10 protein-coding genes are annotated in these 10,970 nt (G+C 73.5%); 9 read left to right on the forward strand and 1 reads right to left on the reverse strand.

The features are described from left to right. From GSF02_RS17645 to GSF02_RS17675, 7 genes are all read left to right on the forward strand, one after another. A partial coding sequence (locus tag GSF02_RS17645; RefSeq protein WP_328799040.1) for a VOC family protein occupies positions 1–280 on the forward strand: 280 nt, incomplete at its 5' end. Positions 281–569: 289 nt separating this feature from the next. Continuing rightward, on the forward strand, positions 570–2,432 hold the full coding sequence (locus GSF02_RS17650; RefSeq protein WP_159798683.1) for an acetolactate synthase large subunit: 1,863 nt from the start codon (positions 570–572) through the stop codon (positions 2,430–2,432). Positions 2,433–2,439: 7 nt separating this feature from the next. After that, positions 2,440–2,964, forward strand: a complete 525-nt coding sequence (gene ilvN / locus GSF02_RS17655) for an acetolactate synthase small subunit (RefSeq protein WP_159798684.1) — start codon at positions 2,440–2,442, stop codon at positions 2,962–2,964. Positions 2,965–3,041: 77 nt separating this feature from the next. Next, positions 3,042–4,070, forward strand: coding sequence for a ketol-acid reductoisomerase (gene ilvC / locus GSF02_RS17660; RefSeq protein ID WP_159798685.1), 1,029 nt, complete (start codon positions 3,042–3,044; stop codon positions 4,068–4,070). Positions 4,071–4,253: 183 nt separating this feature from the next. Further along, on the forward strand, positions 4,254–4,841 hold the full coding sequence (locus GSF02_RS17665) for an ASCH domain-containing protein (protein ID WP_159798686.1): 588 nt from the start codon (positions 4,254–4,256) through the stop codon (positions 4,839–4,841). A gap of 97 nt (positions 4,842–4,938) precedes the next feature. Next, positions 4,939–5,994, forward strand: coding sequence for a 3-isopropylmalate dehydrogenase (locus GSF02_RS17670; protein WP_159798687.1), 1,056 nt, complete (start codon positions 4,939–4,941; stop codon positions 5,992–5,994). A gap of 191 nt (positions 5,995–6,185) precedes the next feature. Continuing rightward, the gene (locus GSF02_RS17675) at positions 6,186–7,349 is read left to right on the forward strand and encodes a branched-chain amino acid aminotransferase (RefSeq protein ID WP_159798688.1); all 1,164 of its coding nucleotides are present in this window, start codon (positions 6,186–6,188) and stop codon (positions 7,347–7,349) included. A gap of 33 nt (positions 7,350–7,382) precedes the next feature. Here the strand turns inward: GSF02_RS17675 and GSF02_RS17680 are convergent, their stop codons facing one another. Next, positions 7,383–7,940: a hypothetical protein gene (locus GSF02_RS17680; protein WP_159798689.1), complete on the reverse strand. Its 558-nt coding sequence runs from the start codon at positions 7,938–7,940 to the stop codon at positions 7,383–7,385. Between the two features lie 234 nt (positions 7,941–8,174). Here GSF02_RS17680 and cimA point away from each other — a divergent pair, with 234 nt between their 5' ends. Further along, positions 8,175–9,785, forward strand: a complete 1,611-nt coding sequence (gene cimA, locus GSF02_RS17685) for a citramalate synthase (RefSeq protein ID WP_159798690.1) — start codon at positions 8,175–8,177, stop codon at positions 9,783–9,785. Positions 9,786–9,809: 24 nt separating this feature from the next. Next, positions 9,810–10,886 (forward strand): lipoate--protein ligase family protein, encoded by a 1,077-nt coding sequence (locus GSF02_RS17690; RefSeq protein ID WP_159798691.1) that lies wholly within the window; start codon positions 9,810–9,812, stop codon positions 10,884–10,886. Positions 10,887–10,970 lie beyond the last annotated feature (84 nt).

The raw sequence follows: 10,970 nt of genomic DNA on the forward strand, positions 1-10,970 counted from the left end.
CGGGCCCGGGGCCGGGGCCGGGGCCGGGGGCGGCGCGCTCGCCGACCCCCTCGGGCGCGGACCGAGCGTGCGGGTCGCGGCGGCGGGCGCCGCCGGGCGGGGCCGGGTGCGCCTGGACGTGCACGTGCCGGCCGACGTCGCGGAGGAGCGCGTGGCCGCGGCGCTCGCGGCGGGCGGGCACCTGGTCACCGGGCGGCGGGCGCCGGGGGAGTGGGTGCTCGCCGACGCCGCCGGCGACGAGGTGCGCGTGCGCACGTGGCAGCAGCCCGACGGTGGCTGATCCGCGGACCTGACCTGCGAGAACACCGTCCGCGCCGTCCCGGCTCGCGGGCAGATGTCTCATCATGCGGAATCCGTGGTCCGTGGCGTGACACCCGCGGGCCGCGGGCGTAACGTTCCTCACGTGCAGACGAACCTCCTCGTAGTACTTCCCGGGCGCGCCGGCTGAGGCCGCCGTACTCGACGTACCGGCTTCGTCAGCGCGCTCACCCCTCGACCGTCCCGTCCGCGGGACCGAGGGGTTTTCGTTTGTCTGCACCACCGCACCCGACCGACGGCAGGAGACACCGATGGCCACGCCGCACCCGAGCCCCGCACAGGTCGCCGCGCGCACTGACGCGCGACCCGCCGAGGTCCGGACGCGCGGGCTCGTAGCCGGTGACGCGGCAGCGGGCGGCGCGCCCCAGGAGATGACCGGCGCCGAGTCGATCGTCCGCTCGCTCGAGTCGGTCGGGGTCGACACGGTGTTCGGCATCCCCGGCGGCGCGATCCTCCCGCTGTACGACCCGCTGATGGACTCGACGAAGGTGCGCCACGTGCTGGTGCGCCACGAGCAGGGCGGCGGCCACGCGGCGTCGGGCTACGCGCACGCCTCCGGCAAGGTCGGCGTCACCATGGCGACGTCCGGCCCGGGCGCCACCAACCTCGTGACGCCGCTGGCCGACGCCAACATGGACTCCATCCCCATGGTGGCCATCACCGGTCAGGTCGGCGCCTCGATGATCGGCACCGACGCGTTCCAGGAGGCCGACATCGTCGGCATCACCATGCCGATCACCAAGCACAGCTTCCTGGTGACCGACCCGGACGAGATCCCGCGCACCATCGCGGAGGCGTTCCACATCGCGTCGACGGGCCGCCCCGGGCCGGTGCTCGTGGACATCGCCAAGTCGGCCATGCAGGCCCGCACCACGTTCTCCTGGCCGCAGGAGATGCGCCTGCCGGGCTACCGCCCGGTGACCAGGCCGCACGCCAAGCAGGTGCGCGAGGCCGCCAAGCTGCTCGCCACCGCCCGCCGGCCGGTGCTGTACGTGGGCGGTGGCGTCGTGCGCGCGGGTGCCTGCGAGGCGCTGCGCCGCCTGGTCGACGTCACGGGCGCCGCCGTCGTGACCACGCTGATGGCCCGCGGCGCCGTGCCCGACAGCCACCCGCAGCACCTCGGCATGCCCGGCATGCACGGCACGGTGCCGGCCGTCGCGGCGCTGCAGAAGGCCGACCTCATCGTCGCGCTCGGCGCGCGGTTCGACGACCGCGTGACCGGCAAGCTGTCGAGCTTCGCGCCGCACGCCGCGGTGGTGCACGCCGACATCGACCCGGCCGAGATCGGCAAGAACCGCGCCGTCGACGTGCCGATCGTCGGCGACCTGCGCGAGGTGATCGGCGACCTGGTGCCCGCCGTGGAGGCCGAGCACGCCGCCGTCGGCCGCCCCGACCTGGCGGCCTGGTGGCACCAGATCGACGGCTGGCGCGAGACCTACCCGCTGGGCTACACGGCCACCGCCGACGGCCTGCTCGCCCCGCAGCACGTCATCACCCGCCTCGGCGAGCTCGCCGGGCCGGAGGCCGTGTACGTCGCGGGCGTGGGCCAGCACCAGATGTGGGCGGCGCAGTTCATCCGGTACGAGCACCCGCGCACGTGGATCAACTCCGGCGGCCTGGGCACGATGGGCTACGCCGTGCCCGCCGCCATGGGCGCCAAGGTCGGCCGGCCGGACGCCACCGTCTGGGCGATCGACGGCGACGGCTGCTTCCAGATGACCAACCAGGAGCTGGCCACCTGCGTCATCAACGACATCCCGATCAAGGTGGCGCTGATCAACAACAGCTCGCTGGGCATGGTCCGGCAGTGGCAGACCCTCTTCTACGAGGAGCGGTACTCCAACACCGACCTGCACACCGGCCACGGCACCCAGCGCGTGCCCGACTTCGTCAAGCTCGCCGACGCGTACGGCGCCGTCGGCATCCGGGTCGAGCGCGAGTCCGACGTCGACGACGCGATCAAGCGGGCCAACGAGATCGACGACCGCCCCGTGGTCGTGGACTTCACCGTCTCGCGCGACGCGATGGTGTGGCCGATGGTCGCCGCCGGCGTGAGCAACGACGACATCCAGTACGCGCGCGGCATCTCGCCGGCGTGGGACCGCGAGGAGTGAGGACCCGATGAGCCGCCACACCCTGTCCGTGCTCGTGGAGAACCGCCCGGGCGTCCTCACGCGGGTCGCCGGGCTGTTCGCCCGTCGCGCGTTCAACATCCACTCGCTCGCCGTCGGCCCCACCGAGCACGAGGAGATCTCCCGGATCACCGTCGTGGTCGACGTCGTCGAGGACCTCCCGCTCGAGCAGGTGACCAAGCAGCTCAACAAGCTGGTGCACGTCATCAAGATCGTCGAGCTGACCCCGGAGGAGTCGGTCCACCGCCAGCTGCTGCTGGTCAAGGTGCGCGCCGACGCCCAGACCCGCTCCGGGGTGCTCGAGGTGGTCAACCTGTTCCGGGCGCACGTCGTCGACGTCGTGCCGGACACCGTGGTCGTCGAGGCGGTCGGTACCGACGCCAAGCTCGACGCCCTCGTGGCCGCGCTCGAGCCGTACGGCGTCCGCGAGATCGTGAAGTCCGGGACCCTCGCCGTCGGGCGCGGGTCGCGGTCGATCACCGACCGGGCGCTCGAGCGCGTCCGGTCCGCCTGACCTCCAGACCCGCCGGCCCCCGGGCCGGCACCACAGACCGACCTGCAAGCAGAACCACGAAGAAACGAGGAACCACCGTGGCTGAGCTCTTCTACGACGACGACGCCGACCTGTCCGTGATCCAGCAGCGCAAGGTCGCCGTCATCGGCTACGGCAGCCAGGGGCACGCCCACTCCCTGAACCTGCGCGACTCCGGCGTCGACGTCACGGTCGGCCTGCGCGAGGGCAGCGCCTCGCGCGAGAAGGCGGAGAACGCGGGCCTCAAGGTCGCCACCGTCGCCGACGCCGTGCGCGGCGCCGACGTCGTCGTGATCCTGGCCCCGGACCAGGTGCAGCGGCACATCTACCGCGACGAGATCGCCCCGAACCTCAAGGACGGCGCCGCCCTGGTCTTCGGCCACGGCTTCAACATCCGCTTCGGCTACATCGAGCCGGCCGCGGGCCACGACGTGATCATGGTCGCCCCGAAGGGCCCGGGCCACCTGGTGCGCCGCGAGTACGCCGACGGCCGCGGCGTCCCGGTGATCGTGGCCGTCGAGACCGACGCCTCGGGCAAGGCCTGGGACCTCGCGCTGTCGTACGCCAAGGCCATCGGCGGCCTGCGCGCGGCCGGCATCAAGACCACGTTCACCGAGGAGACCGAGACGGACCTCTTCGGCGAGCAGGCCGTGCTGTGCGGCGGCGTCTCGCAGCTCATCCAGTACGGCTTCGAGACGCTCACCGAGGCCGGCTACCAGCCCGAGGTGGCCTACTTCGAGGTGCTGCACGAGCTGAAGCTGATCGTCGACCTCATCTACGAGGGCGGCATCACCAAGCAGCGCTGGTCCGTGTCCGACACGGCCGAGTACGGCGACTACGTCTCCGGCCCGCGCGTCATCGACCCGCACGTCAAGGAGAACATGAAGGCCGTGCTCGCCGACATCCAGTCGGGGGCCTTCGCCGAGCGCTTCATCGGCGACCAGGACGCCGGCGCGCCGGAGTTCCAGGAGCTGCGCGCCAAGGGTCAGAACCACCCGATCGAGCCGGTCGGCCGCGAGCTGCGCAAGCTGTTCGCGTGGGTCAAGCCGCAGGACACCGACTACGTCGAGGGCTCGGCCGCGCGCTGACGCCCAGCCGCGAGGACTGCGCGGTGCGCTGACCTCCCGCCGCACGACGGCCCGTCACCCCTCCCGGGTGGCGGGCCGCCGTCGTGCACCCGGCGGGATCCCGTGAGGGTCGGTGCCGGGCGCGCGCGCCGCGGCCGGTGCACCCTGCCGTGCGCCCGGCCCGCGGCCTGCCAGGATGGGCCCATGACCGACGACGCCGCGCTCTCGCGCGACCTGCGCCCCGTCCCGGACCTCGGGGCGCCCGACGCTGACGAGCTGCCCGTGGACGACGCCGCGCAGGCGGCGCGGATCCAGCGGTACTGGGAGCTGGTGCGCGGGCGCGCCGGCCTGGGCCGCGCCTCGGTGGTGACCGGCCCGGGCTGGGCGACGAGCGTGCCGCCGCAGGCGTGGGCGTTCGGCGACTCCCCGGAGCTCGCCGACGAGCTCCTCGAGCTCGTGCTCATCGGCACCAAGACCGCGACCGCGGCCGCCGTCTGGGAGTACGAGGCGGAGGGCGAGCCGCTGCCGGTGCCCGGCACGCTGAGCATCGTGCTCGACGGCGCGGGCGTGCCCCGGGCGCTGCTGCGCACCGTCGAGGTGGTCACGGTGCCGTTCGACGAGGTGACCGCCGAGCAGGCGTACCTCGAGGGGGAGGGCGACCGCTCGCTCGAGGAGTGGCGCGAGGGCCACGAGCGGTACTGGCGCCGCACCCTGCCGCCGATCGGGCACGAGTTCGCGCCGGACATGCCGGTGGTGTGGGAGCGGTTCGAGGTGCTGCACCCGCGCCTCTGACGCGGGGCCGCGCGGCGCGGCGCGGCGGCCGCGCTCGTGCGGCTCGGATGGTGAGACGTGCGTCCCGCATGGTGGCGCGGGCACCTATGCTCGGGCCATGGCTGAGACGCGGAGCATCGACCTCGCCGTCGTCGCGGGCGACGGCATCGGGCCGGAGGTGGTCGAGCAGGGGCTCGCCGTCCTCGAGGCAGCCCTCGCTGGCTCCGGCGTCAAGGTCGGCACCACCGAGTACGACCTCGGCGCGCGCCGCTGGCACGCCACGGGCGAGACGCTCACGGACGCCGACCTGGCCGCGATCAGCCGTCACGACGCGATCCTGCTCGGTGCCGTCGGCGACCCCGGCGTCCCCTCCGGCGTGCTGGAGCGCGGCCTGCTGCTGCGCCTGCGGTTCGCGCTCGACCACTACGTCAACCTGCGCCCCGCGCGGCTGTTCCCCGGCGTGCGCAGCCCGCTCGCCGACCCGGGCGACGTCGACTTCGTCGTCGTGCGCGAGGGCACCGAGGGTCCGTACGTGGGCAACGGCGGGTCGGTGCGCACCGGCACCCCGCAGGAGATCGCCACCGAGGTCTCGGTGAACACCGCGTTCGGCGTCGAGCGCGTCGTGCGCTACGCCTTCGCCCAGGCCGCCGCCCGGCCGCGCAAGCACCTGACCCTCGTGCACAAGCACAACGTGCTCGTGCACGCCGGGCACCTGTGGCGCCGCACCGTCGAGGCCGTGAACGCGGAGTTCCCCGACGTCACCACCGACTACCTGCACGTGGACGCCGCGACGATCTTCCTCACCACGGACCCCTCGCGGTTCGACGTGATCGTCACCGACAACCTCTTCGGCGACATCCTCACCGACCAGGCGGCGGCGATCACCGGCGGCATCGGGCTCGCGGCGTCGGGCAACGTCAACCCCGACCGCACGTTCCCCTCGATGTTCGAGCCGGTGCACGGCTCCGCGCCGGACATCGCCGGCCAGGGCAAGGCCGACCCGACGGCGACCGTGCTGTCCGTCGCGCTCCTGCTCGACCACCTCGGGCACCCGGGCGCGGCCCGGCGCATCGAGTCCGCCGTCGCGGCGGACCTGGCGGAGCGGGCGCAGCACGCCCGAGTACGCTCGACGGCCGAGATCGGCCGCGAGCTCGCCGCACGCGTCGCCGGCTGACCCACCCGTCACCGCCGCGACCGACGAGCCCCGGCCCACCCCGGCCGTCGTCCCCAGCACCCCGTCCCTCCCGGACCGCTGTGGACGTCCGCGCCGCCCCGCCGTCGGCCGCCGACCGGGGCGCCACCGTGCCGCCATCGGGCGGCGCGCGGCGTGGAAGACTACAGGGGTCCACTCGTGAAAGGCCCCTCATGACGAGCACCACCGAGCCCAGCACGTCGAACGACGCGATCTCCGCCGAGCGGATCCTGCCGGAGAAGATCGAGGACATCGTCGAGCTCTTCACCGTCCACACCACCGACGTGCCCACCTCCGACGCGGACCGCGCGGCCAAGATGGCGGCGCCGAAGTTCGGCACCGTCTTCACCGACCACATGGCGCGCATCTCCTGGCGCCGGAGCCAGGGCTGGGTCCACCGGCGCATCGAGAAGTACGCGCCGCTGCAGCTCGACCCGGCCACCGCCGTCCTGCACTACGCGCAGGAGATCTTCGAGGGGCTCAAGGCCTACCCGCACGCCGACGGGTCCGTGTGGACGTTCCGGCCCGAGGAGAACGCGGCGCGCTTCGCCCGCTCCGCGCACCGTCTCGCGCTGCCGGCGCTGTCGGTCGACGACTTCGTCGGCTCGATCGCCGCCCTCGTGCGCGTCGACCGGGACTGGGTGCCGACGGCACAGGACTCGAGCCTGTACCTGCGCCCGTTCATGTTCGCCTCGGAGGCGTTCCTCGGCGTGCGGCCCAGCGACGAGGCCGAGTACCTCGTCATCGCCTCGCCGTCGGGCGCGTACTTCGCCGGGGGAGTCAAGCCTGTGTCCATCTGGGTCGACACCGAGTACCACCGGGCCGGGCCCGGCGGGACCGGCGCCGCCAAGACCGGCGGCAACTACGCGGCCAGCCTGCTGCCCCAGATGGAGGCCGCGGCCAAGGGCTTCGACCAGGTCTGCTTCCTCGACGGCGGCACCAACACCTACCTCGAGGAGCTGGGCGGGATGAACCTGTTCCTCGTGACGGCCGACGGGGCTGTGCACACGCCCGAGCTGTCCGGCTCGATCCTCGAGGGCGTGACGCGCTCGTCGATCCTGCAGCTGGCCGCCGACCGCGGCCGCGAGATCGTCGAGCGGCGCATCCCGATCGCCGAGGTGGCGGCCGGGCTGCAGGACGGCTCGATCACCGAGGTGTTCGCGTGCGGCACCGCCGCGGTCATCACGCCGGTCGGCCGCCTCGCCGGCCCGACGTTCGACGTCACGATCGGCGACGGCGACCCCGGCGAGCTGACGATGGCGATCCGCTCGGAGCTCACCGACGTCCAGTACGGCCGCGCCGCCGACCGGCACGGCTGGATGCGCCGCCTCGCCTGACGGCGACCCCGACGGCGACGGTGCGCCGCCCGGTCAGACGGCCGGGCGGCGCACCAGGGTGCGGGCCAGCACGCCGGTCAGCAGCGACCAGGTGGCCAGGCCGATCACGATCCAGACGACGGCGGTGAGCACGGCCGGCAGCAGGTCGGTGCGGTTCGCGAACGGCACCGCCGCCAGCACCACGGTCGCCAGGGCCACGATCCAGCCGAAGAACGAGGCCGGGCGCGGGGTCGCCGCGACGCACAGGTGCAGCAGGACGGCGGCGGCGAGCGCGAACAGCGCGCTCGCGACCGTCCAGGCGACGAGGTCGTCGTCGCCGAACGGGGGCGTGAGCAGCTCCTGGCCGGCGACCCGGTCAACGAGGAACGCCGCCACGAGACCGACGAGCGCGGTCACGACGACGGTGGCGACAGCGCCGCCCCAGTAGCGGCCCACCTCGAGGCCGAGGCGCGGGTCCTCGGTGCCCGACGTGGCGGGCCGGCCGGGCGCGGGGGCCGGGGCGGTCGCCGGCGGGACGGCGGGCTCGCGCGGCGGGACCGCCGGCGGCGGGCTGCCCGGTACGGCGTCGTACGGGCGGTTCGGATCACTCATCGTGCACCTCCGTCTCAGGTGGCTCCCAGGTCACCACGCACGGCGGCTGCTCGCACCGTGGACACGGCGCTGACCGTGCCAGGGGCGGTGTGGCACCATGGCCCCGTGACCTTGCGACACCCGCGCCGCGTCATTCGCTAGCGCGTCCGGCATGACCCCGCCGGACGCGCCGACCTTCCGTACCCGGAGGGTCTTTTTTGTTACACCGACATCGCCCGGGAAGAGACAACGCGCATGAACGCCCCGACCTTCGACGTCTACGACACGACGCTGCGCGACGGCGCGCAGCAGGAGGGCATGAACCTCACCGTCGCGGACAAGCTCGCCATCGCCCCGCTGCTCGACGAGCTCGGCGTGGGGTACATCGAGGGCGGCTGGCCGGGGGCGATCCCCAAGGACACCGAGTTCTTCCGCCGCGCGCGCACCGAGCTGACCCTGAAGAACGCGGTGCTCGCGGCGTTCGGCTCCACGCGCCGCCCGGGCGCCGTCGCCGCCGACGACCCGCAGGTGCGGGCGCTGCTGGAGTCCGAGGCGCCGGTGGTCACGCTCGTGGCCAAGTCCGACGTGCGGCACGTCGAGCGGGCGTTGCGCACCACGCGCGAGGAGAACCTGGCGATGATCACCGACACGGTCGCGCTGCTCGTGGCCGAGGGGCGGCGCGTGGTGCTCGATGCGGAGCACTTCTACGACGGGTTCCGCTACGACCCCGCGTACGCGCGCGCGTGCGTCGAGGCGGCGTTCGCCGCCGGTGCCGAGACGGTGACGCTGTGCGACACCAACGGCGGCATGCTGCCCGACCGCGTCACCGCCGTCGTGACGGCGCTGCGCGAGGCGATCGGCACCGCGCCGCGCCTGGGCATGCACGCGCACAACGACACCGGCTGCGCCGTGGCGAACAGCCTCGCCGCCGTCGACGCCGGGGCCGTGCACGTGCAGGGCACCGTGAACGGCTACGGGGAGCGCACCGGCAACGCCGACCTGCTGACCGTCGTGGCCAACCTGGAGCTCAAGACCGGCCGGGAGCTGCTGGCCGACCAGGGCCTGCAGGAGGCCACCCGCATCGCCCACGCGATCGCCGAGATCACCAACATCGCACCGTTCGCCCGCCAGCCGTACGTCGGCGCGAGCGCGTTCGCGCACAAGGGCGGCCTGCACGCCTCGGCCATCAAGGTCGACCCCGACCTGTACCAGCACGTCGACCCCACCGCGGTGGGCAACGACATGCGCATGCTGGTCTCGGACATGGCCGGGCGCGCGTCGGTGGAGCTCAAGGGCCGCGAGCTCGGCTTCGACCTGGCCGGGCAGGGCGAGCTGCTCGGCCGCGTGACACAGCGGGTCAAGGACGCCGAGGCCGACGGCTACACCTACGACGCGGCCGACGCCTCGTTCGAGCTGCTGCTGCGCGAGGAGCTCGGCGCGAGCCCCGAGTACTTCACCGTCGAGTCGTGGCGCACGATCGTCGAGACGGTGCCCGGCACGGCGCAGGGCCGCGCGGCGGAGGCGCTGGCCGAGGCCACGGTCAAGGTGCACGCCGGCGGCGCGCGACTGGTGAGCACGGGGGAGGGCAACGGCCCGGTCAACGCCCTCGACCAGGCGCTGCGCGGAGCCCTGACGCGGGTGTACCCGGAGATCGACCGGTTCGAGCTCACCGACTTCAAGGTGCGCATCCTCGACTCCGAGCAGGGCACCGACGCGATCACGCGCGTGCTGGTGGTCACCACCGACGGCGAGCGCACGTGGTCGACCGTGGGCGTGGGCCCCAACGTCGTGGAGGCGGCCTGGGAGGCCATCCTCGACGCGCACGTGTACGGGCTGCTGCACGCCGGGGTGGACCCGCGCGGCTGAGCGACGCGGCGTAGGTTGGTGCCCGTGCGTGGTGAGTACAAGGTTCCCGGGGGCAAGCTCGTCGCTGTCGACGTCGAGGTCGAGGACGGCCGCCTGACCGGGTCACACCTCTCCGGTGACTTCTTCCTGGAGCCCGACGAGGCGCTCGACGTCATCGACGCGGCGCTCGACGGGCTCGACGCGAGCACCTCGACGGGCGAGATCGCCTCGGCCGTCGACGAGGCGCTGCAGGCCGCCGCGCGGCACGGCGTCATCCCCGGGCCGGCGACGCTCGTCGGCTTCGACGCCTGGGCCGTGGCCGTGGCGGTGCGCCGCGCCCTCGGCCTGGCGACGACGTGGGACGACCACGAGTTCGAGGTGCTGCGCCCCGGCCCGCTGCCGCCCGCGACGCTGGCCGCCCTCGACCAGGTGCTCACCGAGGAGCTCGCCGCCGGCCGGCGCGGGCCCACGCTGCGGTTCTGGGACTGGGACGAGCGGGCCGTGTTCATCGGCTCGTTCCAGTCGCTGTCCAACGAGGTGGACCCCGAGGGTGTGCGCAAGCACGACGTCACCGTGGTGCGCCGCATCTCGGGCGGCGGCGCGATGTTCATGGAGGCCGGCAACTGCGTGACCTTCTCGCTCGTCGTGCCGGCCTCGCTCGTCGACGGCATGTCCTTCGAGCAGTCGTACGCGTTCCTCGACCAGTGGGTGCTCGGCGCGCTGGAGTCCGTGGGCGTCGAGGCGTTCTTCTCCGGCATGAACGACGTCGCCTCCCCGGCCGGCAAGCTCGCCGGCTCGGCCCAGAAGCGGCTGGCCGGCGGCGCCGTGCTGCACCACATGACCATGGCGTACGACATCGACAACGCCAAGATGCTCGAGGTGCTCCGCATCGGCCGCGAGAAGCTCTCGGACAAGGGCACGCGCAGCGCCGACAAGCGGGTGGACCCGCTGCGCTCGCAGACCGGCCTGTCGCGCGACGCGATCATCGACGCCTTCGAGAAGTACTTCCGCGGCCGCTACCGCACGGTCGACTCCGCGCTGCGGCCGGAGGAGCTGGAGCGGGCCGAGGAGCTGGTGCGCACGAAGTTCGCCAACCCGGAGTGGATCGGCCGCGTGCCCTGACGGGATCCGGCGCGTCCTGCCCGGTGCGCGCCTGCCCTCGCGGGTCTGTTCGGTGATTCGTCGGCTGTTCGGCGATCCGGATCG

Origin of the sequence: Puerhibacterium puerhi (assembly GCF_009846865.1) — a bacterium.
GTDB lineage: Bacteria > Actinomycetota > Actinomycetes > Actinomycetales > Cellulomonadaceae > Puerhibacterium > Puerhibacterium puerhi.